The 25,271-nt window shown below is 55.9% G+C and carries 30 protein-coding genes; 14 read left to right on the top strand and 16 right to left on the bottom strand.

Features of this window, described 5'->3' with window-relative positions:
* Positions 1-4 precede the first annotated feature (4 nt).
* From BVC71_RS00740 to BVC71_RS00730, 3 genes are read right to left on the bottom strand one after another with little or no spacing between them, the layout of a single operon-like run.
* Positions 5-556 (bottom strand): hypothetical protein, encoded by a 552-nt coding sequence (locus BVC71_RS00740; RefSeq protein WP_086449730.1) that lies wholly within the window; start codon positions 554-556, stop codon positions 5-7.
* Positions 549-1,364, bottom strand: a complete 816-nt coding sequence (locus tag BVC71_RS00735; RefSeq protein ID WP_086449729.1) for a GNAT family N-acetyltransferase — start codon at positions 1,362-1,364, stop codon at positions 549-551. Before BVC71_RS00735 ends, BVC71_RS00740 begins: the two co-directional genes overlap by 8 nt.
* On the bottom strand, positions 1,361-2,083 hold the full coding sequence (locus tag BVC71_RS00730) for a 16S rRNA (uracil(1498)-N(3))-methyltransferase (RefSeq protein WP_086450619.1): 723 nt from the start codon (positions 2,081-2,083) through the stop codon (positions 1,361-1,363). The genes BVC71_RS00735 and BVC71_RS00730 overlap by 4 nt, the downstream gene beginning before the upstream one ends.
* Before the next feature lie 12 nt (positions 2,084-2,095).
* On the opposite strand from BVC71_RS00730, the gene ubiA reads away from it, so the two are divergent.
* The 3 genes from ubiA to BVC71_RS00715 all read left to right on the top strand — a co-directional run bounded on the left by ubiA (position 2,096) and on the right by BVC71_RS00715 (position 5,342).
* On the top strand, positions 2,096-3,055 hold the full coding sequence (gene ubiA / locus BVC71_RS00725; protein WP_165767694.1) for a 4-hydroxybenzoate octaprenyltransferase: 960 nt from the start codon (positions 2,096-2,098) through the stop codon (positions 3,053-3,055).
* A gap of 64 nt (positions 3,056-3,119) precedes the next feature.
* Positions 3,120-4,997 (top strand): OmpA family protein, encoded by a 1,878-nt coding sequence (locus BVC71_RS00720; protein ID WP_086449727.1) that lies wholly within the window; start codon positions 3,120-3,122, stop codon positions 4,995-4,997.
* Positions 4,998-5,015: 18 nt separating this feature from the next.
* Positions 5,016-5,342 carry a hypothetical protein gene (locus BVC71_RS00715; protein ID WP_086449726.1) on the top strand — a complete coding sequence of 109 codons (327 nt, stop codon included), beginning with the start codon at positions 5,016-5,018 and terminating at the stop codon, positions 5,340-5,342.
* Here the strand turns inward: BVC71_RS00715 and BVC71_RS00710 are convergent, their stop codons facing one another.
* Positions 5,343-6,287 (bottom strand): L-threonylcarbamoyladenylate synthase, encoded by a 945-nt coding sequence (locus tag BVC71_RS00710; protein WP_086450618.1) that lies wholly within the window; start codon positions 6,285-6,287, stop codon positions 5,343-5,345.
* A gap of 123 nt (positions 6,288-6,410) precedes the next feature.
* Between BVC71_RS00710 and BVC71_RS00705 the strand changes: the two genes are divergently transcribed.
* The 5 genes from BVC71_RS00705 (at position 6,411) to BVC71_RS00685 (ending at position 10,495) form a co-directional block, all read left to right on the top strand.
* The gene (locus BVC71_RS00705) at positions 6,411-8,111 is read left to right on the top strand and encodes an acyl-CoA dehydrogenase (RefSeq protein WP_086449725.1); all 1,701 of its coding nucleotides are present in this window, start codon (positions 6,411-6,413) and stop codon (positions 8,109-8,111) included.
* Complete coding sequence (locus BVC71_RS00700; protein WP_086449724.1) at positions 8,108-9,121, top strand: MBL fold metallo-hydrolase; 1,014 nt, start codon at positions 8,108-8,110, stop codon at positions 9,119-9,121. The genes BVC71_RS00705 and BVC71_RS00700 overlap by 4 nt, the downstream gene beginning before the upstream one ends.
* Before the next feature lie 51 nt (positions 9,122-9,172).
* Positions 9,173-9,637, top strand: coding sequence for a DUF6173 family protein (locus BVC71_RS00695; protein ID WP_086449723.1), 465 nt, complete (start codon positions 9,173-9,175; stop codon positions 9,635-9,637).
* 84 nt (positions 9,638-9,721) lie between these two features.
* Positions 9,722-9,856 (top strand): aa3-type cytochrome c oxidase subunit IV, encoded by a 135-nt coding sequence (locus BVC71_RS00690; protein ID WP_086449722.1) that lies wholly within the window; start codon positions 9,722-9,724, stop codon positions 9,854-9,856.
* 33 nt (positions 9,857-9,889) lie between these two features.
* A complete protein-coding gene (locus BVC71_RS00685) occupies positions 9,890-10,495 on the top strand; it encodes a hypothetical protein (protein ID WP_086449721.1) in 606 nt (201 codons plus the stop codon).
* Here the strand turns inward: BVC71_RS00685 and BVC71_RS00680 are convergent.
* The 4 genes from BVC71_RS00680 to greA all read right to left on the bottom strand — a co-directional run bounded on the left by BVC71_RS00680 (position 10,479) and on the right by greA (position 13,060).
* Positions 10,479-10,814 (bottom strand): AzlD domain-containing protein, encoded by a 336-nt coding sequence (locus tag BVC71_RS00680; protein WP_086449720.1) that lies wholly within the window; start codon positions 10,812-10,814, stop codon positions 10,479-10,481. The two genes, BVC71_RS00685 and BVC71_RS00680, sit on opposite strands and share 17 nt — an antisense overlap.
* Positions 10,811-11,464, bottom strand: coding sequence for an AzlC family ABC transporter permease (locus BVC71_RS00675; RefSeq protein ID WP_240516738.1), 654 nt, complete (start codon positions 11,462-11,464; stop codon positions 10,811-10,813). Before BVC71_RS00675 ends, BVC71_RS00680 begins: the two co-directional genes overlap by 4 nt.
* A 118-nt stretch (positions 11,465-11,582) precedes the next feature.
* Entirely contained in the window at positions 11,583-12,566 is a 984-nt protein-coding gene (locus tag BVC71_RS00670) for a hypothetical protein (protein ID WP_086449718.1), read from the bottom strand.
* Positions 12,567-12,589: 23 nt separating this feature from the next.
* Positions 12,590-13,060, bottom strand: a complete 471-nt coding sequence (gene greA / locus BVC71_RS00665) for a transcription elongation factor GreA (protein ID WP_086449717.1) — start codon at positions 13,058-13,060, stop codon at positions 12,590-12,592.
* Between the two features lie 238 nt (positions 13,061-13,298).
* Between greA and BVC71_RS00660 the strand changes: the two genes are divergently transcribed.
* The 3 genes from BVC71_RS00660 to BVC71_RS00650 all read left to right on the top strand — a co-directional run bounded on the left by BVC71_RS00660 (position 13,299) and on the right by BVC71_RS00650 (position 17,626).
* On the top strand, positions 13,299-14,945 hold the full coding sequence (locus BVC71_RS00660; RefSeq protein ID WP_086449716.1) for an electron transfer flavoprotein-ubiquinone oxidoreductase: 1,647 nt from the start codon (positions 13,299-13,301) through the stop codon (positions 14,943-14,945).
* Between the two features lie 123 nt (positions 14,946-15,068).
* A complete protein-coding gene (locus BVC71_RS00655) occupies positions 15,069-16,769 on the top strand; it encodes a tetratricopeptide repeat protein (protein ID WP_165767693.1) in 1,701 nt (566 codons plus the stop codon).
* Positions 16,766-17,626: a 4-(cytidine 5'-diphospho)-2-C-methyl-D-erythritol kinase gene (locus tag BVC71_RS00650; protein ID WP_086449714.1), complete on the top strand. Its 861-nt coding sequence runs from the start codon at positions 16,766-16,768 to the stop codon at positions 17,624-17,626. Before BVC71_RS00655 ends, BVC71_RS00650 begins: the two co-directional genes overlap by 4 nt.
* Here BVC71_RS00650 and BVC71_RS00645 read toward each other — a convergent pair.
* Positions 17,619-18,617 carry a polyprenyl synthetase family protein gene (locus tag BVC71_RS00645; RefSeq protein ID WP_086449713.1) on the bottom strand — a complete coding sequence of 333 codons (999 nt, stop codon included), beginning with the start codon at positions 18,615-18,617 and terminating at the stop codon, positions 17,619-17,621. The genes BVC71_RS00650 and BVC71_RS00645 overlap by 8 nt on opposite strands.
* 54 nt (positions 18,618-18,671) lie before the next feature.
* On the opposite strand from BVC71_RS00645, the gene BVC71_RS00640 reads away from it, so the two are divergent.
* From BVC71_RS00640 to BVC71_RS00630, 3 genes are all read left to right on the top strand, one after another.
* Positions 18,672-18,887, top strand: coding sequence for a putative signal transducing protein (locus BVC71_RS00640; protein ID WP_086449712.1), 216 nt, complete (start codon positions 18,672-18,674; stop codon positions 18,885-18,887).
* Positions 18,884-19,633: a tRNA1(Val) (adenine(37)-N6)-methyltransferase gene (locus BVC71_RS00635; protein WP_086449711.1), complete on the top strand. Its 750-nt coding sequence runs from the start codon at positions 18,884-18,886 to the stop codon at positions 19,631-19,633. Before BVC71_RS00640 ends, BVC71_RS00635 begins: the two co-directional genes overlap by 4 nt.
* Before the next feature lie 124 nt (positions 19,634-19,757).
* On the top strand, positions 19,758-19,925 hold the full coding sequence (locus BVC71_RS00630; RefSeq protein WP_086449710.1) for a YdcH family protein: 168 nt from the start codon (positions 19,758-19,760) through the stop codon (positions 19,923-19,925).
* A gap of 3 nt (positions 19,926-19,928) precedes the next feature.
* Here BVC71_RS00630 and yddG read toward each other — a convergent pair whose 3' ends face one another.
* The 7 genes from yddG to pgsA all read right to left on the bottom strand — a co-directional run bounded on the left by yddG (position 19,929) and on the right by pgsA (position 25,229).
* Positions 19,929-20,783: an aromatic amino acid exporter YddG gene (gene yddG / locus BVC71_RS00625; RefSeq protein ID WP_086449709.1), complete on the bottom strand. Its 855-nt coding sequence runs from the start codon at positions 20,781-20,783 to the stop codon at positions 19,929-19,931.
* Between the two features lie 60 nt (positions 20,784-20,843).
* On the bottom strand, positions 20,844-21,566 hold the full coding sequence (phbB, locus tag BVC71_RS00620; RefSeq protein ID WP_086449708.1) for an acetoacetyl-CoA reductase: 723 nt from the start codon (positions 21,564-21,566) through the stop codon (positions 20,844-20,846).
* Between the two features lie 143 nt (positions 21,567-21,709).
* On the bottom strand, positions 21,710-22,885 hold the full coding sequence (locus BVC71_RS00615) for an acetyl-CoA C-acetyltransferase (RefSeq protein ID WP_086449707.1): 1,176 nt from the start codon (positions 22,883-22,885) through the stop codon (positions 21,710-21,712).
* 125 nt (positions 22,886-23,010) lie between these two features.
* On the bottom strand, positions 23,011-23,790 hold the full coding sequence (locus tag BVC71_RS00610; protein WP_086449706.1) for an EAL domain-containing protein: 780 nt from the start codon (positions 23,788-23,790) through the stop codon (positions 23,011-23,013).
* Positions 23,791-23,879: 89 nt separating this feature from the next.
* Entirely contained in the window at positions 23,880-24,320 is a 441-nt protein-coding gene (locus BVC71_RS00605) for a molybdenum cofactor biosynthesis protein MoaE (RefSeq protein ID WP_086449705.1), read from the bottom strand.
* Entirely contained in the window at positions 24,320-24,568 is a 249-nt protein-coding gene (moaD, locus tag BVC71_RS00600) for a molybdopterin converting factor subunit 1 (RefSeq protein ID WP_086449704.1), read from the bottom strand. Before moaD ends, BVC71_RS00605 begins: the two co-directional genes overlap by 1 nt.
* A 4-nt stretch (positions 24,569-24,572) precedes the next feature.
* Positions 24,573-25,229 (bottom strand): CDP-diacylglycerol--glycerol-3-phosphate 3-phosphatidyltransferase, encoded by a 657-nt coding sequence (gene pgsA / locus BVC71_RS00595; RefSeq protein ID WP_086449703.1) that lies wholly within the window; start codon positions 25,227-25,229, stop codon positions 24,573-24,575.
* Positions 25,230-25,271: the final 42 nt, after the last annotated feature.

The following is a 25,271-nucleotide window of genomic DNA, read 5'->3' as shown; positions in this document are numbered from 1 at the left end:
CGGGTCAAGTCAAGGGACGGGGACCACGGATTTCGTTATGCGGAATAGGTGTTCGCCAAAGCACATAAACACCCGCGCCTTTGGAATTGATGGCCGAAACCGCCGCATCATAGTTCAGCGACGGCAGCGCAGATAAAGCGTCCATGATTTCTTCGGCGCCTGTCGCATTAGCTGGGATCGTCAGACGTTCGCCGTCTTTTTGGGTCAGTTGCCAAAACATATCGTCATTTTCGTCGATGCGAATGGCAACGCTGGCCAGTTGATCGATCGATACCGCACCGCCCCATTCGGCGGTCAGCCAACTGATCTGGCGTTCATCGATATCGACCATGCCGACGCCGATTTCTGATCCCATCCGCGCAGCCAGACGCGCGCGGCGGGTGCCTTCGATCATGATCGACAGCCCCAAAACGGCAACGCCCGCGCCGAACCATTTTACGAATCCAAAGGTGGACACGAAAACCCACAAGCCAAACACCGTGACCGCGACGCCGACAATTGCTTGGGTCCAGCGTTTTATGGTGCGGACGGCTTCGGGGCGTAGGAAATTAGACATCGATTGGACTCCGATACAGGCACAACGTCCAATCGCCGATGCGTTTGAACCCGATGGATTTATAGACCCGCGCGGCGGTATCGCTGGCGGCAAATAGGGTGAACCGCGAAAATTCGGCGGCTTGAGCCAAATGCATCGCCACCGCGCGGCGGGCATATCCGCGGCCACGATGTTCGGGCGGCGTAAAGACTCCGCCGATTTGCGCTACACCATCGAAATCAGCGTTAAACCCTGTTTTCGCGACAGGGACACCATCAACAACCAGCACCCATTGCTCGGGATCAGCCGCAATACCATCAACCGCAGCAGCGGCCGAATTTGCGGCGTCTTGGGCGGTCATGCCGATCGCCTCTTGCGAATATTGGGTGAGCCACTGGATCATCAGATCGCGTGGCGCATCGCGGAATGGGATTAGTTCACCGCCCGCGTCAGGCACGATCAGATCGGCGCGGGCCAATTCAAACTGCGGTTCGTCCCGATCAACGTTGATGGGCCCGTCGATTTTCAGCAGGTCCATCAGCGGGCGGCACTGTTCCGCTGGCCCGACAAAGCCCGCGACTTTGCGTCCGAAAATCGGGGCAATAATCGGTTCGGTCGGACACTGAGGCATCACGATCCCATTATTTGTGATCGACAAAACGTCAGTGATGTCCCCGCCCGAACGGCGAATCCAACAGGACGTGCCATATTTGCCCGCCCCGTCCAGTCCGAGCCGATCCAGATTGGAAAGCGCGAACATCGACCGACAAATATCGCGTTTCAGAAAATCGATCACCTCGGGCAGATCGGCCTGCGTGGCGCGGGTCATTCCCAATCGCCCAACTGCTGTTGCCAAACCGTCAATGCCGCCACAGCCGCCGTGTCCGCGCGCAAAATGCGCGGGCCCAATGATACAGCGCGGGCGCAGTCCATTCCGTTCAGACGCGCGCGTTCTGCGTCGGAAAATCCACCCTCTGGCCCGATGAAAATCGCCCAAGGGCCACCTTTGACGTCACCCAGTGCCTCGGCTGCGCCGACAAGGGATTCGTCACAGAACATGATCTGGCGGCTGTGATCCCAATCGTCGATCAGTCGGGTGAATTTCACCAGATCGGCGACCTCGGGCACATAGGTGCCGCCGCATTGTTCTGCCGCCTCTAACGCATGGGCCTGCAGACGTTCCTGATTGATCCGCCCCGAATTCGTGAATTCGGTCTGCATCGGTACAATCCGCGCGGCGCCCAATTCGGTCGCCTTTTCCACGATAAAATCGGTGCGATCCTTTTTGATCGGCGCGAAAACCAGCCAGATATCAGGCGGCAATTGCAGCGGTTTGGTCTGATCCGCGCAAACCAATTCGCCTGCGCGTTTGCCAGCGGACACAACCTCGGCGTCCCATTCCCCATCGGAGCCGTTAAACAAGGATAAAACCGTGCCTTCGGTCAGGCGCATGACGCCAAATAAATAATGCGCCTGCTCTTTATTCAGAGAGACGGTTTGCCCTTTGGTCAGGGGATGATCTACATACAGTCGAACTTTGGATGCCATGGGCCGGACAATATGAGCGCAGAGAACCAATTGCCAGAGGGCACAGTAGCAGATGCGGTGAAAGATAACTGGGTCGATACCATCGCCCCCCGCTGGACCCGCCCCTATTTGCGCCTATCCCGCGCGGATCGCCCGATTGGCACGTGGTTATTGCTGCTGCCCTGCTGGTGGTCACTGGCGCTGGCCTGTATGCAAACGGGTAATGCGGGTTGGTTTGATCTGTGGATCGCTCTGGGCTGCGCGATGGGCGCGTTTTTGATGCGCGGCGCGGGATGCACGTGGAATGACATCACCGACCGCAAAATCGACGCGCAGGTCGCCCGCACCCGTTCACGCCCGATCCCGTCGGGGCAAGTTTCGACGAAACAGGCCGCCGTTTGGATGGCCGTACAGTCGCTGATTTCGCTGGGCATTTTGCTGACGTTCAACTCCTACACCATAGCGCTCGGCGTTCTGTCGCTGGCGCCCGTTGCGATCTACCCGTTTGCAAAACGCTTCACTTGGTGGCCCCAAGTTTTTCTGGGCATCGCGTTCAACTGGGGCGCGCTGGTCGGCTGGACAGCGCATACGGGATCATTGGGTTGGCCTGCGGTACTGCTGTATCTGGGCGGTATCGCGTGGACGCTGTTTTACGACACAATCTATGCCCACCAAGACACCGAAGACGACGCCCTGATCGGCGTCAAATCCACCGCCCGCCTGTTTGGCGACGCAACGCCCAAATGGCTGCGGCTGTTCATGGCACTGACGATGATCCTGCTGGGGTCGGCCGCAATTTTTGCAACCATTGACCGTTCCCTGCTATCGCTGATCGTCGCGTTCTGCGGCGTTTGGGCGATGGGGTGGCACCTGATGTGGCAAATGGCACGATTTGATCCAGAAAACGGCGACGGATTACTGCGGTTGTTTCGTTCAAACCGCGACGCAGGGCTGATCCCTGTGCTGTTTTTCGCCTGTGCGCTGCTACTTTGATTGCACCAATAGGTTTAACAGCTTAATCAGAGACAAATTTCTTAGAAGTCAGAGACAGCACACAATGCGTCTATCATCAGTTGCGATCCGTTTTGGAGCCTTTGGCATAGCTGCCGGAGTCGCCGTATTAGCGGGTAAGGCTGCAGTCAAAACGCTGGAATACAAATCCCAGATGGCTGTGCAAGAGGCATTGATTGATGCTGACATGTCTTGGTCGCGGGTCATTGCAGATGGTTTGCAGATCGTCCTAGAAGGCGAAGCCCCGAACGAAGTTGTTCGCTTGCGCTCTGTTACCGTCGCGGGTCAGGCCGTCGACCCCAGCCGCGTGATCAACAACATTAGCGTCGCCGATCAGGTTGGAATTGACACCCCTGATTTCGCGCTGGAAATCCTGCGCAACGATAGCGGCGTGTTCCTCATTGGTCTGGTCCCAGCAGAAACCGATCGTGAAAATTTCACGAAACGCATGACCGATTTGGCAGATGGCGTGCCTGTTTCGGACCTGATGGAATTTGCCGATTACCCCATGCCAGACAACTGGCGCCCGGCGATCAATTTTGGGCTGCGTGCGCTGGAAATGTTGCCGCGTTCCAAAATTTCTGTCGCTGCTGGCGAAGTCACCGTCATCGCAAGCACAGACAGCGCCGATGAAAAACGCCGCGTTGAACAGCGTTTAACCACAATCGCGCCCGATAACGTCGACGTCACAATGGAAATCGCTGCGCCCCGCCCCGTTGTGTCGCCATACATCACCCGCTTTACCATCGACGAAAATGGACCCGCGTTTGAGGCTTGCACGGCCGATACCGAAGAGGCGCGTGAAAAAATTCTGGCCGCAGCACGAACCGCCGGTGTGACAGACGATGTGACCTGCGCATTGGCGTTGGGCGTTCCATCCCGCACATGGGGCGACGCGGTCGCTCTGTCGATTGACGCCATCGCAGAATTGGGCGGCGGGACGATCACTGTATCGGATGCGGATATTTCGCTGGTAGGCCGCATCGGCACGACCCAAGCCCGCTTTGATCAGGTCGTGGGTGAATTAGACAACGCGCTGCCCGAATTATTCGCGCTGGACGCAACCTTGCCCGAAGCGCCCACCGAAACCGAAGAAGGTCCGCCGCAATTCTCCGCGACCCTTAGCCCCGAAGGTCTGGTTCAACTCCGTGGCCGCATTCCGAACGATTTAACCAATACTGTGGTTGAAAATTATGCCTCGGCGCGTTTCCCCGGAACGGACATCGCGATGGGTACGCGCGTCGGTGACGGCCTACCGGCAGATTGGCAAGTGCGCGCACTGGCTGCCGTAGAAGCATTGTCGCGGTTATCGAACGGGTCGGTCATTGTCGAACCAAGCAACCTGATTATTTCGGGCATCACCAACGACGAAGAAGCGCAGGCCGAAATTTCATCTTTGCTGGTTGAAAAGCTGGGCGCTGATGCAGAATTCAGCGTCGATGTGGAATTTGTGGCCCTGCCTGACCCGATTTCGAACGAACCCACTCCGCAAGAATGTTTGGACCAAATCACTCTGGTCACCGGTGATCGCAAAATCACATTTGATCCGGGCAAATCGACACTATCGTCGGATTCAATTCCAGTAATTGACGATATCGCCGAGGTCATGCGCGAATGCGTTGATATTGAGCTGGAAATTGCAGGCTACACCGATAGCCAAGGCCGCGAAGAAATGAACCAAAACCTGTCCCAACAACGGGCAGAGGCCGTTCTATCCGCCTTACGCAATCGCCGCATACCGACCTCTAGTTTTGTTGCTGTTGGCTATGGCGAAGAAAACCCAATCGCCGACAACAGCACCGAAGAAGGCCGCGAAGCCAACCGCCGGATCGAATTCAATCTAGTAGCAAACGAAATTGCGGACGATACCGAAACCACGGATGAGGCAAACGCCGAATCCGATGATGCAGCGCCAGCCGAATAAAGACCAAAGGATACCAAAGTGAACAGAACCGAATTGATCTTTGCGACCGCTGTGATCCTGTTTGCAGCCTTTTGTTTGGGCTGGATGGCGAACTGGCTGGTGAACCGCTTCAATCGCGTGACAAAGGCGGAAATTGGCGAATTGGACCGCATGGCCCAAGCGCTGCACGAAGCCGAAGAAACACGCGATCAGGCAATCAATTATGTTCACCAGCGCGAAGCAGAAATTACCAACCAGCTATCCCAGACCGAAGCGGAACTTCGCGCGGCAATGGATGGTCTGCGAGATGCCCGCCACGAAGCCGAAGAGCTGCGTCGCTATATCGAACAGAAAAATCTAGGCTAATCAGTCCCGCGGGGCCGCAGCGCGGGTCAAACGATCATTGATCGCACGACCCAGCCCCGTTATCGGCACAGGTGTGACCGCAATTTTCTGGGCGCCCATGTCGTTTAGCTGATGCAGACAGTCAAACAGGCGGGCAGCAGCCTGAACCAAATCGCCCGAAGGCGACAGGTTAATCGTGCAATCTACATTCCCAAATCCCAGAACAGTTTCATCCGCATCGGGATCCGTCACGTTCAATCGCATCGTACCATTTGGGGCGTAATGCGATGTCATTTGCCCGGGCGCTGTTATGCCCTCTTTTGCGCCTTGAAGCGGTTGGCCCAATGCAGCTTCGATCGCTTCAACGGGGATACCGCCAGCGCGCAACAAACGCGGCACATCTGAACAGCCGATAATTGTCGATTCCACACCGACGCCGCAGGGCCCAGCATCCAGAACAGCTTCGATCCGGCCAGATAGCCCGTTCATCACATGTTGCGCGGTGGTCGGGCTGATTTGGCCGGATGGATTGGCCGAAGGTGCGGCCACTGGGCCCCCAAATTCGCGCAGCAACTGCTGGGCAATCGGCGCATCGGGCACCCGAATGGCCAAAGTATCCAGCCCCGCCGTAACCAATGGCGAAATGCCTGCATCCTGTTTAATTGGCAAAACCAATGTCATCGCACCAGGCCAAAACGCCGAAGCTAACCTTTCTGCCAAATCATTGAATTCAACATAGCACCGCGCCGCATCCAGATCAGGCACATGAACGATCAGGGGGTTAAACGATGGCCGCCCCTTTGCCTCGTATATGCGGGCAACGGCAGTACTGTTTCGTGCGTCTGCCCCTAGCCCGTAAACAGTTTCGGTCGCGAATCCCACCAAACCGCCGTCGGCCAAAATATTGGCGGCGGTCGCGATGTCGGCGGTTTGCGACGTTAGGTATCGGGTGTGCAATTCAGTCATGACGCTGCGTTCCAGTTGCGGGGTCAGGGCCTGTGCGTACCTTAAACCCAACAAAAGTGGAATAGACCGCGCTGACGCAAAATGGAAAACACGCGCGACAGCCGATAGAAAGAGTTCGACACGATGCCATACCGTAGCCCTGTTTCCGAATTTCAGTTCATCCTGAAAAACGTCGTTGATTTCGACACAATCGCAGCGACGCCGAAATTCTCAGAGGCATCTTCGGATATGGTCGATGCGATCCTGACCGAAGCCGGCAAACTGTGCGACGATGCAATCGCTCCGATCCAGCGCAATGGCGATCTGCATCCTGCAAAGCTGGAAAACGGGATTGTGCGGACCTCTCCGGGATTTGCGGATGCGTTCAGCGCAATCGCCGAAGGTGGCTGGATCGGCATCTGCGCAGATCCTGAATACGGCGGCATGGGCTTGCCTTTGACGGTTGCGACCGCCGTAAACGACATGATGTCCGGCGCGTGCCTGTCGATGCAGCTGAACCCGCTGATGAGCCAAGGCCAGATCGAAGCACTGGAATCCCACGCCAGTGACGAGATCAAGGAAATGTACATTCCCAAACTGATTTCCGGTGAATGGACTGGCACGATGAACCTCACCGAACCACAAGCAGGATCGGATGTTGGCGCATTGTCAACAAAGGCCGAACCAAACGGCGATGGCAGCTATGCGATCACGGGTCAGAAAATCTATATCACTTGGGGTGACAATGATTTCGCCGAAAACATTTGCCATCTTGTTCTGGCGCGCACCCCTGATGGCGCACCAGGCACCAAAGGCATCAGCCTGTTCATGGTCCCCAAATTCATTCCCAACGCTGACGGATCGCTAGGCGAACGCAATTCGCTGCGCGTGGTCAGCCTGGAACACAAACTGGGCCTGCACGGGTCCCCGACCGCAGTGATGAGCTATGAGGGCGCACAAGGTTGGCTGGTTGGTCCCGAATTCGGCGGCATGGCGGCGATGTTCACGATGATGAACAACGCGCGTCTGGGCGTAGGTACACAAGGCATTGGCACCGCCGAAGGCGCGTATCAAGCGGCTTATAACTATGCCATGGACCGTAAACAGGGCCGCGTTGGCGGCACGGGTACGATTATCGAACACGCGGATGTGCGCCGCATGTTGGCCCACATGAAATCCGATACCTTTGCGGCGCGCGCAATCGCGCTGGCTTGCGGTGCTGCGATTGATCTGCAGCACGCCACCAAAGACCCCAAATGGACCGCCCGTGCGGCCCTCTTGACCCCTATCGCCAAATCCTTTGGCACCGACACCGGTATTGATGTTGCGAACCTGGGCATTCAGGTCCACGGCGGCATGGGGTTCATCGAAGAAACCGGCGCCGCGCAATATCTACGCGATGTCCGCGTGACAGCCATTTACGAAGGCACCAACGGCATTCAGGCCATGGACCTTGTCGGCCGCAAAATGATGGACGGCGGCGATGCTGCTTTCCAACTGATGGACGAAATCGAAGCCTTTGCCGAAGGTCAAAAAGCCAACCTACCTGAACTGGCCGAAGCCGTTTGGCAATCGACCGAAGATCTGCGCGAAACCACTGAATGGCTGGTTGCTCAGGATGTTTCGGATCGTTTTGCGGTGTCTGTTCCGTACCTGCGTGCATTCGCCCGTGTTCTAGGCGGATATTATCACCTGATCGCAGCAGCAAAGGGCGATGAATCCCGCCAGCGACTGGCCGCGTTCTATATCAAACGTCTGCTGCCGGAACATGTGTCGCTATGTAGTCATGTACGTGAAGGTGCGGTTGATCTGATGGCGATTACGCCTGATGATCTGGCTGTATGATGGACGGCGAACAACAGACAATCAGATACCCAATCGAAATCGCCTCGGGCGTTTTCTGGCTTCGGCTTCCGCTGCCGATGGCGCTCGATCATGTCAATATCTACGCGCTAGATGATGGCGACAGCTGGACCTTGATCGATGCAGGCATAGGGACGCGCAAATGCCGCGCGGCGCTTGACGCCGTTTTGAACGGGCCACTTGCAGGCAAGCCCGTGGGCCGCGTTGTCCTGACTCATCACCACCCCGATCACGTCGGGTTGGCGGGCGAATTATGCGCCAAGGGTGCCGCCCTAGTTACGACGCGCACGACCTATATCCTGACCCGTATGCTGACGCTGGATGTTCAGGAAAAATATACCGACCATGCGCTGGAATTTTACAGACGCTATGGGATGAACGCCGATGTTCTGACCGCTCGGTCCACCGATGAACGCCCGTTCAATTTCGCCGATTGCGTTGGCGATTTGCCAGCCGGATACCTGCGGATCAAAGACGGCGATACAATACAAATGGGCGGACGGACCTGGGACGTTATCACCGGCGACGGCCACGCCCCCGAACACGCCACATTCTGGAGCCGCGACGACAATCTGGTTCTGGGCGGCGATCAGTTGCTGCCGTCTATCAGCCCCAACATCGGCGTGTACCCCACAGAACCTGAAAGCGACCCATTGGGCGAATGGATTGCGTCTTGCGAGAAATTCCTGCCCCTCGCGCGCGATGACCAGCTGGTTTTGGGCGGGCATAAATTACCCTATTTCGGGCTGCCCCTTCGATTGCGCCAACTTATCGAAAACCATCACGGTGCCTTGGATCGTCTGCTGGACCATCTGGAAACGCCTCGGCGCGGGGGGGAGTGTTTTGTGCCGCTGTTCAAGCGCGACATATCAGGCGGCGAATACGGGTTGGCCTTTGTCGAAACGGTTGCGCATTTGAATTACCTATTTCATCGCGGTCACATCACGCGGCAAATGGGTGACGATGGCGCATGGCTGTGGCAGCGGGCCTAGAAATTCGACCCAGTGTGATTATGTTCAGCGCAAAGTCACAAGGGGCGCGATATGAAAACCACGGATAGCATCGACACGTCGGCAGAAATTTTGGAAAATGCCGTTTTGCCAACCATTCACGAAGTGCATGTCGATCCATCGCGGCATGGCCCATCAACAGATGACCTGCCAGCATCCGTCAAACAAAACGCCGCCAACAAAAGCCCTGCGCAATGGGCCTATGAACGCCTGATCATCTACATCCAGAACTTTGAAAAACAGCTGGATGCGGATCAAGAGGTCGCAATGGGTTTCACTGGATCATCGGCGGGTACGCTGAGGATCGAAGGTTTGGGATACTATGACCCCGATATCGTCACCTTCTACGGGTCTAACGAATCTGGGGCACGGACGCAGCTGATTCAGCATGTCAGCCAATTGAACGTGATGTTGATGGCCTTGCCAAAACCCAATGAACAGGCCGAACCGAACCGGATCGGGTTCCAATTGGGCAAAGATCTAGATGCTGTGACGTGATGCAGCAGGTCTAAGGGATGACAGGCCAGAAATTATCATTTATTCAGTCCCGCAAACGCGACACAGGAATGTAAGGAGCCTGAAATGGCTGAGCACAAACACGGCAGCATGGATATCAGCGAACACGAGAAAACCTTTAACGGTTTCATGAAGCTGGCAACCCGCACCACCATCGGCATTTTGGTGGCATTGGTTCTGCTGACTCTGATCAACGGCTAATCCGTTATCAATCGCCAAGGGGGCGCGATTCTAGTGAACCGTAGACAGTTCATGTTAGGCGCGCCCTTGTTGGTTGCCGGCTGTGGCGAAGCCATTTGGGCACCCGACGACTTTGTCCGATCCATGGAATACACCCATGACGGACCACCCCGCCTAACATTGATGACAATGCGAAACGTCGGCTCTGGCAACGGGGCGCATACGTCTTTGATGATCAATGCATCCCAGCGCGTGATCTGGGACCCTGCGGGATCATTTCGCCACCCCGACATCCCCGAACGGAATGATGTGATTATTGGCGTCACGCCGCAAATCGCAGACTACTATGTGTCGTACCATTCGCGTGCGACCTATTATACCGTGATTCAAGAGATTGATGTCAGTCCAGCGGTCGCAGAAATGGCATTGCAAGCCGCACTGTCGGACGGCCCCGTGCCCAAATCCATGTGCGCGGCATCCACGTCACGTCTGTTGTCGGGTCTGCCAGGGTTCGAATCCATCGGCACAACGTTTTTCCCAGTCACGCTGGAAAATAGGTTCGCAAAGCTACCAAACGTTCGGACGCGCGAAGTGCGGGAATACGATTCAGACGACAACTCTGGCGTCCTTTATCGTATCAACGTCACGCCCCTGCGGTAATCAATAGCCCTATTAGCAACACGCCTGCGCCTGCGATAATCGCGGCAAGCACCTGCCGCGTGACGATCCCCACCACCAGTGTCACAATTCCAACTGAAAACCGAAGGGGGTCAAAAACGCCTGCTGTTGCGTTGGGCCAGACAACTTGCGGTGCGACCAAAGCGGGCAGTACAGCAACGGGCACATATCGCAATAGGCGCTGCAGAAAATCCGGCAAAGGGCGATCGCCGATCAGCCCCAAAAACGAAAAGCGGATCAGAAAAGTACCGACACCTAAAACCGCAATTATCGCCCATACCATCGCTGAATTATCGATCATGATTTACCCCGTCTCAGCATCATGGTTTCGGTCACCGCGCCGGCGAACATGGCCAGAGCGCCCGCCGCGAGAAGGCCCAGCCCCGACGGCAGCGTCGCAAATAGCAAACCGAACACAATCGACACTGCTGCCGCAACCAGATGCGGAATGGTTTTTAGCATTGGCGCGAATAGCGCGATAAAAGTGATAGGCAGCGCAAAATCCATACCTGTATTCACAGGGATAGCCTGCCCGATCAATGCGCCAACCAAAGATGCCGCGATCCAAACGGGCACGATCGGGGTCGCCACCCCGAAAAAGAACGCGATCCGTTCAGAGACGGTCCAATTCGGGTTGGCATCATAGGCAGCAACAGACACCGCATATGTTTGATCAAAATTGGCATAAGCCACCAAGACTCGCTGCCACAGCGGCGCCGCGCCCAGATAAGGCACCAATGCGGCAGAATACATCGCCATGCGCAGGTTCACAGCCAATGCTGCCGCGACGATCAACCAAAATGACGCGTTATCCACCATCATTTGCAGCGCTGTGAATTGGGACGCGCCTGCAATAACCAGCATTGTCATGCCCATAGCCTGCCCCAAGGCCAATCCGGCATCCATTGCCAGAACGCCGAACAGCAGTCCAAAAGGGATCAAAACCGGCATAAAAGGCAGCCCACCAAGGAGGCCTTTGAGATAGATTTTACGGGATTGGGGTGTCATCGGTCGCCAAATTCACGAATTGAGAATTTGATCATTTATTAAAATGACAAAGGGCGCAACCCTAGTTGAACGCACCTGATACGCGCCCCAACAGCATAAACGCACGGCTGGTTCGCGTTTCAGACAAGGAAACGATTTCTTCGTCGGTTGCGTGCTCTTCGAACTCGATCAGGGTCTTGTCGAAACGGCGCAGGAAATGGTGCGCTGCGTCGCGGAAAATCGCATCTTCGCGCATACGCGTAGACGTCAGCGCAAGACAGGAACGGTCACGAATGCCGCCCAATGCCGCAACGGTGCGCCCGCGTTCACCTTTGGCGAAACGACGCCAGATGTCGGGGCGTGCGCGGTCCGGGCGCATGTCATCCATGTAAATACCATCTTGGGACAGCAGCGTCAGGATATCCTGCGCAGCCTGCACCAGTTGACGCGCCTGACGGTCCTTTAGCGCGGCACGCAAGGCGGCGAAACCTTCGACATCCTCTTGGGTTTCTGGGAAATTCAGCGCGCGGATCAGATCGGTCGTCGATAGCGGCGGCTCTAGATCCTCTGCGGGCGTACCAAGGGCCAAGCTGGGCTGTTCGTCCGCTTCGACGGAACGGGGCAGCGGCACCTGAACGCGGCCTGCCTGACGGGACGAAGTAAAAGTAGCCAGAACCGTTTCGGTTTTCTGCGCTGTATGTGCAATCGCAGCCAGTTTTTCTTCGACCTGCGGGGCTATCGCTTGGGTTTTGGCCTGACGTTCGGCCAACAACGCGGCACGCATGGAATCAATCGACTGACGCAAGCGATCGGTTTCTTCGCGGTAGATGCGCATGTTGCGCGCCGATGTGACGGCCATCCAGACAACTGCGACAGGCAGTAGCAAAGCAACAAGAGTAAACACGAACCGAATACCATCCGAATTTTCGCCGCTACCGGTCGAAAAGAAAGTGAAATAGACACCAGCGCCGACCAACCAGATCAGCGCTGCTGCGATACCTGCCCATTCCACCGCCGTCAGATCCTGCTGCGTAGAATCAGAATCCTGTTTTAGATCGATGGCCATAGGCACCCCCGCGTTGCTAGGGATTATTTATACGTAATGCTTAGGATTTCATAGCTGCGCAAACCGCCTGGCGTGCGAACTTCGACACTGTCGCCTTCGTCTTTGCCGATCAGACCGCGCGCTAGCGGCGATTTGATGTTCAGCTTGCCGTTTTCCAGATCGGCTTCGTATTCACCAACGATCTGATAGGTTTTTTCTTCGTCGGTGTCTTCGTCCACCAATTCGACAGTCGCGCCGAATTTAACGGTGCCAGACATTTTGGCGACGTCAATCACATCGGCCAGACCCATGACGCCTTCTAGTTCTTTGATGCGGCCTTCGATAAAGGACTGTTTTTCCTTTGCCGAATGGTATTCCGCGTTTTCCGAAAGGTCGCCCAATGCGCGGGCCTCGGCGATGGCTTCGATGATTGCAGGGCGTTCCACCGATTTCAGGTGTTTCAGCTCGGCATCAATTTTATCAAAACCAGCCCGGGTCAGCGGGATCTTTTCCATTGGGTACTCCGTCGAAGTAAATTCCTTGATCAGAAGTGCATAACGTATTGAGGGGGATAGAAGTCAAGTGGCCGCCATCGCGCAAACGGTCAGAAAGTACCGCAATAGCCGAATCTTGTACCGTTTTGTCGCGTTAAGGCGAAATAACGCCGTGTCGCGATTGCCCCAATCGCACCCATAGGATAATCCGAGACGAAAGAAAGTTACCGGATACCTCCGCGCAGCAAAAGGAACAGCCATGACCGCCATCGAACGGGAAGCTATGGAATATGACGTTGTGATCGTAGGTGCGGGCCCTGCTGGCCTGTCTGCTGCGATCCGCCTGAAACAGCTGGACGCAGACCTAAGCGTCGTTGTTTTGGAAAAAGGGTCAGAGGTCGGCGCGCATATCCTATCGGGCGCCGTTCTGGACCCATCGGGCCTGAACCGTCTGATTCCTGATTGGAAAGAAAAAGGCGCGCCAATCACTGTTCCAGTGAAAGAAGACAAATTCTATTTCTTGGGCGAAGCGGGCGGAATCCGCCTGCCGAACGCTGCGATGCCGCCGCTGATGAACAACCACGGCAACTATATCGTATCGATGGGCAACGTCTGCCGCTGGATGGCTGAACAAGCCGAAGAGCTGGGCGTTGAAATTTTCCCAGGTATGGCCTGTTCCGAACTGGTCTACGGCGAAAACGGCGAGGTTAAAGGCGTTGTTGCTGGCGTATTCGGCCTAGAGGCTGATGGTTCCATCGGCGAAGGCACCGAACCAGGCATGGAGCTGCACGGCAAATACGTGTTCCTGTCCGAAGGCGTGCGCGGATCCCTGTCCAAAGAAGTCATGGCGAAATACGACCTGTCGAACGGTCACTGCCCGCAGAAATTCGGCATCGGCATGAAAGAAATCTGGGAAATCGACCCAGCAAAACACAAAGAAGGCAGCGTGACCCACACCATGGGCTGGCCTTTGGGTTCCGAAGCAGGCGGCGGTTCGTTCATCTATCACCTAGATAACAACCAAGTGTATGTCGGTTTCGTGGTTCACCTGAACTACAAAAACCCGCACCTGTATCCGTACATGGAATTCCAGCGATTCAAGCACCACCCGATGGTTGCAGAACTGCTAAAGGGCGGCAAACGCGTGGCTTACGGCGCCCGTGCCATTTCCGAAGGCGGCATGCAGTCGATCCCACAAACGGCATTCCCTGGTGGTGCGCTGCTGGGTTGCTCGGCTGGTCTGGTCAACGTCCCACGCATCAAAGGCAACCACAACGCCATGCATTCGGGCATTGAAGCCGCCGAAGCCGCGTTCGCCGCGATACAATCGGGCCGTTCGGGTGACACTCTGGACGAATACGATGCACGCATCCGTGGCGGCGTAATCGGCAAGGACCTGAACAAAGTGCGCAACGTCAAACCGATGTGGTCGAAATACGGCCTGCTGGGCGGTCTGGCACTGGGCGGTCTGGACATGTGGACCAACACGTTGGGCTTTTCGCTGTTTGGCACGATGAAGCACGGCAAAAACGACGCCGCATCCACCGAAGAGGCCGCAAAGCACAAAAAGATCGACTATCCAAAACCAGATGGCGTGTTGTCTTTCGACCGTCTGACCAACGTGTCGTTCAGCTTTACCAACCACGAAGAATCGCAGCCATGCCACCTGAAATTGGCCGATCCTTCGCTGCCGATCGCGGTGAACCTGCCGAAATTCGATGAACCTGCACAGCGTTATTGCCCCGCAGGCGTCTACGAAGTCATCGAAGGCGACGATGGACCGAAATTCCAGATCAATTTCCAAAACTGTGTCCACTGCAAAACCTGCGACATCAAAGACCCATCGCAGAACATCAACTGGACCACACCTCAGGGCGGCGACGGCCCGAACTATCCAAATATGTAAGCGGCGGCCCGCCAATCGCGGGCCATCCCACGCGCGGCATCTTGCCAATTGCGCCCGTCCTTTGATTGCGAAGGGCGGGCGTTTTCATTACGCTTAGCCCGAAAAAGAATGAAAGGGGCCTACGTGACCTTGTCGATCCGACGCCTGTGCGCAGCAACTGCAATTACCCTTAGCCTTATTCCATTTTCCGCCCGCGCCGATGGTGGTTTTGGCGCGTATCTGGCGGGCAAGCAGGCTTTCACCGAAGGTTCCTACCAAGAAGCCGCCGATTATTTCGAACGCTTTTTGCCCGATAACCCTCAGGATTTGTCGATCGTTGACGGCATCATTAACGCCTATGCAGCGATGGGCGATTTCGATAGCGCCGCACCATACGCTCGTCAGCTGGCAGATCAGGGAAATATCAGTCAGGTCGCCAATATCGTGGTCATGATTCAAGCAATCAAAAACGGCGATTGGGATCAGGCGCACACCTATCTGGAACAGGGCATGTCGATCAGCCCGTTGGTCGATGGATCGATTCAGGCTTGGGCCGCACTGGCCGATGGCCGCATGTCTGACGCGATCGAGGCATTTGACGCCCAGTCGGAAATCCAAGGATCGTCGTCCTTTGGCGTATATCAAAAGGCGCTGGCCTATGCCTATGTCGGCGACTTTGAAAGCGCAGACCAACTGTTTTCCGATGCTATGGACAACGGCATGGCGCTCAACCCTGCCGCCGTTATCGCTTATGCCCAGATCCTAAGCCAACTGGACCGCGCGGACGATGCTATCGGCATTCTACGCCGCGCTGACCCGATGGCCGTGAACCCGATGGGCAATCGGATGATCCGCGCGCTGCAAGACGGAAAAACATTTGCCTTTGACGTTATCACGTCCCCCAGCGAAGGCCTGTCCGAAGTGTTCATGTCGATTGCTTCGGCCGTATCGGCTGACGCGCCGCCATCATATACGCTGACCTACGCATGGTCTGCACATCTGCTGGCCCCGACCAAATCCGACCCCATTATCATGGCGGCTGGAACTTATGCCCAAACGGGCCGCGATGATCTGGCCGCGCAAACCTATGCTTTGGTTCCCGACGACGACCCACGATTTATCGAAGCCGAATTGGGCCGTGCCGAAGCATTGGAAAACGCAGGCCAATCCGAAGCCGCAATCGAGGCGCTGCGCAATTTAAACCGCCGATTTACCGCGGCGCCATTCGTTTTATACACGTTAGGCGATCACCTGCGCCGCGACGAACAATACGCCGAAGCCGAAGCCGCCTACACCAAAGCACTGGAAATGCACGCCCCCGACGAAGAGGTTCGCAGACTGTGGTTCGTGTATTTTTCCCGCGGCATTTGCCGTGAACGGATGCAGCAATGGGACGCCGCTGAAACGGATTTCCGCCGCGCTTTGGAATTGCGTCCCGGACATCCGACCGTTTTGAATTATCTGGGGTACTCCCTGATCGAACGCGGTGAAAAACTGGACGAAGCGCTGGCCTTGATCGAAGAGGCCATAGCCGCCGATCCCGACAATGGGGCAATTATCGACAGCCTAGGTTGGGCCATGTACCAATTGGGCAGCTACGCAGAGGCCACACCACTTTTGGAACGCGCGTCTGAACTCGAAGCGACAGACCCTGTAGTGAACGATCATTTGGGCGATGCCTATTGGATGGTCGGCCGCAAAATCGAAGCCCGTTTTCAATGGCAGCGCGCATTGTCCTTTGATCCCGCAGAAAAAGACGCAGAACGCATCCGGCTGAAGCTAGAGGTTGGGCTGGACGCCGTTCTGGAACGCGAAAACGCACCGCTAGACGAGCCAAAACCGTGACCACGATCAAGGCAACCGCTCCTGCAAAAATCAACCTGACCCTGCATGTGACGGGCCAGCGAACGGACGGATACCATCTGCTGGATAGCCTTGTTACCTTTGCTGAGGTCGGCGATGTGATCTCTGCCACCCGCGCCGTAGATATGCGCCTGACTGTGTCGGGTCATTTCGCGGTGGGCGTTCCAACTGACGAATCCAACCTGATCCTGCGCGCCGCCGAAGCCTTGCGTAGCGTCCGCGGCATCACTATGGGCGCGCATCTGCATCTGGAAAAAAACCTGCCCCACGCGGCGGGGATCGGCGGCGGGTCATCGGACGCAGCCGCCACATTGAAATTGCTGGCAGAGCTGTGGGACGTCGACCCATTGCCCCATGACCACGACGCCGTTGTCGCGCTGGGTGCGGATGTACCTGTTTGCCTGCGTGCGCCGACACCCTGCCGTATGCGCGGCATCGGCGATCACCTGACGGATTTCACCGCCCTGCCCCGCGCCGCCATGGTGCTGGTCAACCCCGGCGTCGAAGTCCCCACCCCTGCGACATTCCAAGGCCTGAAAACCAAACGCAACCCGTCGATGGGCGATTTGCCGACGGGGGCGACTCTGCCCGAATTTGCGGCGTGGCTGAACGAACAGCGCAATGATCTGCATCCACCCGCAGCCGCCATTGCCCCCGAAATCGACGAAGCCCTAACCCTCCTGCGCAATCAGCGCGGCGTGCTGTGGGCGGGTATGTCAGGATCGGGCGCGACCTGCGTTGCACTGGTCAAAGATATGGGCGCCGCCCGTCAGGTCGCACGCCCTATCCAAATTCGCAAAGGTAGCTGGTGGGTCGTGCCGACCCCGCTGCTTAGTTAATCCGCGCGACCACATAGTCTGCGATATCCGACAACATGGTGCGGATTTCGTGGTCGGGCACGGATTGCAGCGACTCTTTGGCTTTGGCGGACCACGCCAGCGCCTCGTCGCGGGTCGCCTCTAGCGCGCCATGTTTTTTCATGATCGCGATGGCCTGTTCCAGATCGCCGTCGTCCTGTTTGCCTTTGGCAATGGTGCGGGTCCAGAACGCCATTTCATCAGCGTCCGATTTTGCGATAGCTTTGATCAATGGCAGCGACAGTTTGCGTTCGCGGAAATCGTCGCCGATGTTTTTGCCGATCGCTTCGGTACCGCCGTAATCCAGCAGGTCGTCAACCATCTGGAACGAAATACCCAGGGCATCACCATAATCATACAGCGCCTGTTCAACAGCCTGATCCGCGCCCGAAATCACCGCGCCGACTTGGGTCGCGGCAGAAAACAGCGCTGCGGTTTTGCCGCGAACGACCTTTAGATAAGTGTCTTCGCTGGTGGACAGGTCACGCGAAACGGTCAGCTGTAAAACTTCGCCTTCGGCAATAGTGGCGGACGCATCGGCCAAAATGCCCAGAACGCGGATCGACCCCGTTTCCACCATGATCTGGAACGAACGGGAAAACAGGTAATCGCCAACCAGAACCGAGCTTGGGTTATCCCACAAAAGGTTCGCGGTTGGCCGGCCACGGCGCTGGTCGCTTTCGTCCACGACATCATCATGCAGCAGGGTCGCCGTGTGAATGAATTCAACGGTCGTCGCCAGATGGATGTGATAGTCGCCGGTATAGCCGCACAGTTTCGCCGCTGCCAAGGTCAGCATCGGGCGCAGACGTTTGCCGCCTGCCTCGACCAAATGCGCTGTGACCTCGGGGATGCGGGGGGCGTGTTCAGACGCCATACGTTCGCGGATCATGGCATTCACGGCCGCCATTTCAGGGGCCAGCGCCTGCGCCAGACGTTCATGAGGTTTAGTCGCAGCTACATCTAGGCTCATGCCGGCTCCATCCGCGGTATTGGCAAACGCTCTTTGGCGTCTTAGGTCTGTGGTATGAAAGAACTTTTGCGCACGACTGACCCGACAGTGATCGCCTTTGCAAAGGTGCTCTTGGATGGTGAGGGTATAGACTGCTTTGAATTCGACGTAAATATGAGCGTCCTTGACGGAAGCATTGGCATATTGCCGCGCCGTTTGATGGTGGCCGACCGCGATCATTTCATCGCCGCCGCGATTATGCGCGATAACGAGATTGATTTGGGCCAGTGACCGACCTGACGCGTGACGATTTTCTGGGCGGACGTTTGCGCCTGTATCAACCCGCCAACGGATACCGCGCGGGCGTGGACCCTGTATTGCTGGCCGCAGCAACACCCATAAAATCAGGCGAAACGCTGCTGGAATTGGGCTGCGGCGTTGGCGCGGCGTCATTATGCGCGGCGACGCGGGTCGCGGGCATTCGCGCAACGGGGATCGAACTACAGCCCGATTACGCGGATCTGGCCCGCCGGAACGCCGCCGAAAATGATCTGCCGTTTGACGTGATCACCGCAGACCTACGCGCCCTGCCCGCCGACATTCGAAACACGCAATTCGATCACGTCATTATGAACCCGCCCTACTACCTGCGCGACGCGTCCACGCCCGCCACGGACAAAGGCCGCGACACAGCATTGGGCGGCGACACCCCGCTAGCCGATTGGATCACCATCGGCGCCAAAAGGATCGCGCCGCGTGGCTATCTGACCTTGATCCAGCGGATAGACCGCCTACCTGAAACAGTAGCGGTGGTTCATTCACTGCTGGGATCGATCGTCATTCAACCGATCGCACCGCGACAGGGGCGCGAATCGGGACTGTTTATTCTGTCAGCCCGAAAAAACGGGCGGGCGGCGTTCAAATTGCGTCCCCCTTTGGTCATGCACGACGGGGTTGCGCATACCGCTGACGGCGAATCCTATACGACCGTGGTCAAGTCGATTTTACGTGACGGCGCTGAATTACGCCTATTTTGATTAATAAAATTGCGTTCAATCGGCGGAAAACGACTTATTATTAAATTTTCTGCACTGCCGCGTGACAGTTTTGCAAAACTATGCTGCAGTGGAGTTGTGACAACACACAACAGAGGAGAAGATAATGAGCCTAAGTTCGCATATCCAAGAACTAAGGAAGAAACACCAGACCCTCTCGGCCAAAGTCGATGCCGTTCAACGAAGTCCAAGCGCCAGTTCGCTTGAAGTCGCGCAACTGAAAAAACAAAAGCTCATGGTCAAAGAGGAAATTACCCGACTGACCACCCATTAAAGGTTAGGCGCTGGCCTTTGCGGCCAGTGCTGCCCCTGCGGTGATTAACGCCGCAGCAGCAAACAGAACCCACGTTGGTTCTGCTATCCCACAAACAACCAGAGCAAAGGTAGACAACACGGGCGCCGCATAGGATGCGACGCCCAACAGCTGTATGTCGCCCTGTTTCACGCCCACATCCCAAACGAAAAACGCGATCCCAACGGGGCCAACGCCTAGCCCGATGATCGACAGCCAGCCCAACGTGGTTTCAGGCCAAACCGTGGTTTCAAGCCCGACATGCGCGATTCCCGATAGAACAGCGGTCGCAAGGCAGAACACCACGACCGATGCCGTATGCACCGCGCCAAAGCTGCGGGAGATCACCGAATACCCCGACCACGTCAGCGCACACAAAAACGCCAATCCGTATCCGGGCAAGGCATCCGCGTTAAAATTCGCACCCTTGGCCACGATCAGTGCCGCACCCGCAAAGCCGATCAACCCGCCAATGATGTGCCCCCGTCGCAGCGTTTCGCCCGGCAAAAGGCCCGAAAACAGCACGATCAGCAGCGGCCAAAGATAGGCGATCAGACCAGCCTCGGCTGCGGGGGCTAAGCGGAGCGCGGAAAAATACAGGAAATGGTATCCAAACAGACCCAGCGTGCCGATCACATAAACATGCAGCGGCACCGTTTTCAGTTGCCCGACATTGCCTGTCGCCAGCAGCCATACCACGCCGATCCCGCCGCCAATGGCAAAACAAATGGCATTCAATTGGAACGCAGGAACGGGCGCTGATCCGACCGTGAACAACGCCAGCAACGCCCACAGCAGAACAGCAATAAACCCAATCGCGGTATAGGTATTTTTAGACATGAAAAAGGCCGATCATTTGACCGGCCCATTCATTGTGATTTTTGCTAAACGGGCAAGCCCTTAGACAAAGAACTGAGCGCCGTTTGCCGAAACGGTCGAACCATTCACAAATTGCGCGTCATCCGCGACCAAGAATTTCACGCAGCGCGCGATTTCCTCTGGTTCGCCCAGACGGCCAGTTGGGATTTGGCCGATGATCGCTTCGCGTACTTTTTCAGGCACAGCCATAACCATTTCGGTTGCGATGTAGCCTGGGCAGATTGCGTTTGCGGTGATGTTGAAACGTGCGCCTTCTTGGGCCAGCGACTTCACGATACCCAGATCGCCCGCTTTGGTCGCGGCATAGTTCACCTGACCGAACTGACCTTTTTGACCGTTGATCGACGAAATCACGACAACGCGGCCGAATTTGCGTTCCCGCATACCTGGCCACACAGGATGCACGGTGTTGAACACGCCGGTCAGGTTGGTGTCGATGACCTCTTTCCACTGTTCTTTGGTCATTTTGTGGAACGGCGCATCGCGGGTGATGCCAGCGTTTGCCACGATGATGTCGATAGGACCCAATTCCTCTTCGACTTTTGCTAGGCCAGCAGCGCTATCGTCATAGCTGCCTACGTTCCATTTGTAGGTTTTAATACCGGTCTCTGCGGTGAATGCCGCAGCTTTTTCATCATTGCCGGCATAAGTCGCCGCAACGGTGTATCCAGCCTCTTTTAGCTCTTTCGAAATAGCGGCGCCAATGCCGCGGGATCCACCAGTTACCAATGCTACGCGGGACATATGATTCTCCTTCCTACAAAATCATTTAGTAATCTTGTTACATTAACGATGCTGCGCGCGCAACATAGTTACGCCGCAAATGCACAACAATAAAAAAGGGGCGGAAGAACCGCCCCCTCAAAAACCATACTAAAGTACGTTTGTTACGCGCGTTCAACACAAAGTGCCACGCCCATGCCGCCTCCGATACACAAGGTAGCCAAACCTTTGTTAGCACCGCGGCGCTGCATTTCGAACAACAGGGTGTTCAGCACGCGGTTGCCCGATGCGCCGATCGGGTGACCGATTGCAATCGCGCCGCCGTTGACGTTCACGATCGCTGGGTCCCAACCCATTTCTTTGTTAACGGCACAGGCCTGCGCGGCGAAAGCTTCGTTCGCTTCGACCAGATCCAGATCGCCGACCGACCAGCCTGCCTTTTCCAGCGCTTTGCGCGATGCAGGGATTGGGCCGCAACCCATGATCGATGGGTCCAGACCAGCGGTCGCATAACCAGCGATACGCGCCATTGGCGTGATGCCACGCTTTGCGGCTTCTTCTTCGGTCATCATCAAGGTAGCGGACGCACCATCGTTGATGCCCGATGCGTTACCCGCAGTGACCGAGCCGTCTTTGGTGAACGCTGGGCGCAGTTTCTGCATGCTTTCCAGCGTTGCGCCGTGGCGGATGTATTCGTCTTGATCAACGACAGTCTCACCCTTGCGAGTTTTCACGGTAAAGGCCGCGATTTCGTCAGCGAATTTACCAGCCTTTTGCGCGGCCTCTGCTTTGTTCTGCGATGCAAGTGCGAATTCATCCTGCATTTCGCGGGTGATGCCGTATTTCTCGGCAACGTTTTCTGCGGTCTGACCCATGTGGTAACCGTTGAATGCGTCCCACAGGCCATCTTTGATCATGGTGTCGATCATTTTCATGTCGCCCATTTTCGTGCCTGTGCGCAGGTGGGCACAATGCGCTGACAACGACATGTTTTCCTGACCGCCTGCAATTACGATGGACGCATCGCCCAGCATGATGTGCTGCGCACCCAGCGCAACAGTACGCAGTCCCGAACCACAAACTTGGTTGATGCCCCATGCGGCGCTTTCGATAGGAAGACCTGCGTTGATATGAGCCTGACGCGCAGGGTTCTGACCCTGACCAGCGGTCAGAACCTGACCCATGATGGTTTCGCTAACGTCAGCTTTATCAATACCCGCACGTTCGACCACCGCCTCTAGCACTGCTGCACCCAGATCATGTGCTGGGGTATTTGCAAACGAACCACCAAAGCTGCCTACAGCGGTACGTGCAGCAGATGCGATAACAATATTGGTCATAGGGGAATCTCCTCTTAAATCCGAATAGGCGAAGAAATAGATTCTGGCTCGCCCTTGCCATTGTTGTAAGTACTGGACCCCATTTGCGCAACATTATTTCGCTGCGACGCGGCTAAGACCAAAGGTCACAGTGTCAGTTTCAATTTTGGAACACCGTATAAATAGCCTTGCAAACAATCCACGCCCAACGCTGTCAAAACGGCGGCTTCTTGCTGAGATTCCACACCTTCAGCAATCGCAAACATTTCAAACTGATGCGCCACATTTACCAACGCTTCTGTCATGACCTGATTATCAGGCGAATCGTGGATATTGCGCACAAAGCACCGGTCGATCTTAACCATATCAAAGTAAAAGTCTTTTAAACGTTGAAAGGCAATCAACCCCGCCCCGAAATCATCCAAAGCAAAATTGACACCATAGGGCTGCATTTCTTCCATGAAACGGATCAGCACCTCGTGCAGCTGCATGGCCGAGGTTTCACTGATTTCCAAAATCAAACGCTCTCCGCATTTGGTTTGGCCGCGCAACCCCTCCATCAGTGTACGGCGCCATTTGCCGTCCGCCAAACTGCGCGCTGACATATTGATAGATAATCGCAAGGTTGGATGGGTCCGCAGCACATTTAATCCCAGCCGCAAAGACGCGCAGTCAATGTCCCGCCCCATCGCGGTTTCTTCGACATCCGACATAAATTGGCCCGCAGGAATGATCCGCCCGCCGTCGTCCCGCAGTCGGATCAGGCCTTCGTAAAATGCGACAAAGTTATTGTGGTCTGCGGTAACAATTGGCTGATAGGCCAATTGCGCATGCCCGGCCGCCAGCGAATTGCGTACGGTCTGCTTAATATTTTTCTGACTTTCCTGAACGATATAGTCCAGCGGGCTATTGGTAACGGCGGTCATAGATACGTCCTGACTGATCAGTCCGACTATGACCTTGGGTCTTTAACAGCCCCTAAAAATATGGGGCGTTCGTTAAAATCCGATCTAGATTACCAGCGGTCCAGCGCCTTTTCATCGGCATCGGTGGCATCCACCCAATCAGCGCCATCTTTGGTGTGTTCTTTTTTCCAAAATGGTGCGCGTGATTTCAAATAATCCATCAGAAATTCTGCTGCCTCAAACGCTGCAACACGGTGCCGCGACGCTGTTGCGACCATCATGATCTGATCGTTTGCGTGCAATGCGCCATAACGATGAATCACCAACACATCAGCCAAATCCCATCGCTGCTGCGCCTGCGCGACGATGCCTGAAATCGCCTTTTCGGTCATGCCGGGGTAATGTTCGATCTCCATCACGTCCAACCCTCCAGCAATATCACGCACAATTCCGGTAAAGCTAACAACCGCGCCGGCACCTTCAGCCCCCATGCTAAAAGCATTCAGTTCGGCACCTGCATCAAACGGTTCTGATTGCACACGTACCGACATCAGCCACCTGTCATCGGCGGGAAAAACGCGACCTCACGCGCACCAGCAAGCGGCGCATCAAATTCGGTCAGCTCCTGATCCACAGCAACGCGCAACGCCGACAGGTCAGAAAAGGCAAGAGCGTAGCGTTCTTCGCGCGCCCGCAATTCGTTGACCAAATCCAAAACCGTCACCGCAGACGTCTCTACAGTTTCTTTTGGCTCTCCGATCCGTTCACGGACCCATGCGAAATATAAAACGTCGATCATAAGATCACTTTAGATAAGGAAGAGCCTTACGGAAATAGTCCCATCCGGTCAGGATGGTTAAAATTCCCGCGATCCACAGCAAAACCACACCGATGTTCCACGACCAAACAGCACCGAAATGTTTCCAGATGATCCCGTTTTCATCTGGCACATTCCCGCGTAACACTTCGGCAATGAACGCCACATCCATGCCGTCGGTTTCCATTGCGAAATAGGTTTCAAACGCACCCGTTGAAAACAACACGGCAATCGCAACCATCTGGGCTGTCGTTTTCCACTTTGCCAGTTTGGTCACCTTTAACAAACCGGCTGTATCGCCCAGAAATTCACGCAGTCCCGAAACGAAAACCTCGCGGAACATGATCACAGTCGCAGGTAGCAAAATCCACGGATTCATGCCAGAAAACCCTGTGATGACCAATAGCGCAATAACCACCATCGCCTTATCGGCAATCGGGTCCAACATTGCGCCGATTTTGCTTTCTTGTCCCCAGCGGCGCGCCAAATAGCCGTCAAAGAAATCGGTCACAGCGGCCAGGATAAACAGCACCAGTGCAACCCAATCCGCCGTGGGACGATGAAAATACAGGAACATCACCGCCACACCTGGCGCCGCGAGCAACCGCAAAACCGTCAGAATATTCGGCAGGTTCCAGTTCATATCTTTGTCCCTCTGGTTCTTTGCGACCTTCATAAACGGGGC

The sequence above is a fragment of the Marivivens niveibacter genome (assembly GCF_002150005.2).
In the GTDB taxonomy this organism is placed as follows: Bacteria; Pseudomonadota; Alphaproteobacteria; order Rhodobacterales; family Rhodobacteraceae; genus Marivivens; species Marivivens niveibacter.
This window is presented reverse-complemented; position numbering and strand designations above follow the sequence as displayed.

Coding starts and splice junctions, on each gene's coding strand:
- BVC71_RS00740 (WP_086449730.1), bottom strand. CDS start 556: ATGTCTAATTTCCTACGCCCCGAAGCCGTCCGCACCATAAAACGCTGG.
- BVC71_RS00735 (WP_086449729.1), bottom strand. CDS start 1,364: ATGACCCGCGCCACGCAGGCCGATCTGCCCGAGGTGATCGATTTTCTG.
- BVC71_RS00730 (WP_086450619.1), bottom strand. CDS start 2,083: ATGGCATCCAAAGTTCGACTGTATGTAGATCATCCCCTGACCAAAGGG.
- ubiA (WP_165767694.1), top strand. CDS start 2,096: ATGAGCGCAGAGAACCAATTGCCAGAGGGCACAGTAGCAGATGCGGTG.
- BVC71_RS00720 (WP_086449727.1), top strand. CDS start 3,120: ATGCGTCTATCATCAGTTGCGATCCGTTTTGGAGCCTTTGGCATAGCT.
- BVC71_RS00710 (WP_086450618.1), bottom strand. CDS start 6,287: ATGACTGAATTGCACACCCGATACCTAACGTCGCAAACCGCCGACATC.
- BVC71_RS00705 (WP_086449725.1), top strand. CDS start 6,411: ATGCCATACCGTAGCCCTGTTTCCGAATTTCAGTTCATCCTGAAAAAC.
- BVC71_RS00700 (WP_086449724.1), top strand. CDS start 8,108: ATGATGGACGGCGAACAACAGACAATCAGATACCCAATCGAAATCGCC.
- BVC71_RS00695 (WP_086449723.1), top strand. CDS start 9,173: ATGAAAACCACGGATAGCATCGACACGTCGGCAGAAATTTTGGAAAAT.
- BVC71_RS00690 (WP_086449722.1), top strand. CDS start 9,722: ATGGCTGAGCACAAACACGGCAGCATGGATATCAGCGAACACGAGAAA.
- BVC71_RS00680 (WP_086449720.1), bottom strand. CDS start 10,814: ATGATCGATAATTCAGCGATGGTATGGGCGATAATTGCGGTTTTAGGT.
- BVC71_RS00675 (WP_240516738.1), bottom strand. CDS start 11,464: ATGCCGGTTTTGATCCCTTTTGGACTGCTGTTCGGCGTTCTGGCAATG.
- BVC71_RS00670 (WP_086449718.1), bottom strand. CDS start 12,566: ATGGCCATCGATCTAAAACAGGATTCTGATTCTACGCAGCAGGATCTG.
- greA (WP_086449717.1), bottom strand. CDS start 13,060: ATGGAAAAGATCCCGCTGACCCGGGCTGGTTTTGATAAAATTGATGCC.
- BVC71_RS00660 (WP_086449716.1), top strand. CDS start 13,299: ATGACCGCCATCGAACGGGAAGCTATGGAATATGACGTTGTGATCGTA.
- BVC71_RS00645 (WP_086449713.1), bottom strand. CDS start 18,617: ATGAGCCTAGATGTAGCTGCGACTAAACCTCATGAACGTCTGGCGCAG.
- BVC71_RS00640 (WP_086449712.1), top strand. CDS start 18,672: ATGAAAGAACTTTTGCGCACGACTGACCCGACAGTGATCGCCTTTGCA.
- BVC71_RS00630 (WP_086449710.1), top strand. CDS start 19,758: ATGAGCCTAAGTTCGCATATCCAAGAACTAAGGAAGAAACACCAGACC.
- yddG (WP_086449709.1), bottom strand. CDS start 20,783: ATGTCTAAAAATACCTATACCGCGATTGGGTTTATTGCTGTTCTGCTG.
- phbB (WP_086449708.1), bottom strand. CDS start 21,566: ATGTCCCGCGTAGCATTGGTAACTGGTGGATCCCGCGGCATTGGCGCC.
- BVC71_RS00615 (WP_086449707.1), bottom strand. CDS start 22,885: ATGACCAATATTGTTATCGCATCTGCTGCACGTACCGCTGTAGGCAGC.
- BVC71_RS00610 (WP_086449706.1), bottom strand. CDS start 23,790: ATGACCGCCGTTACCAATAGCCCGCTGGACTATATCGTTCAGGAAAGT.
- BVC71_RS00605 (WP_086449705.1), bottom strand. CDS start 24,320: ATGTCGGTACGTGTGCAATCAGAACCGTTTGATGCAGGTGCCGAACTG.
- moaD (WP_086449704.1), bottom strand. CDS start 24,568: ATGATCGACGTTTTATATTTCGCATGGGTCCGTGAACGGATCGGAGAG.
- pgsA (WP_086449703.1), bottom strand. CDS start 25,229: ATGAACTGGAACCTGCCGAATATTCTGACGGTTTTGCGGTTGCTCGCG.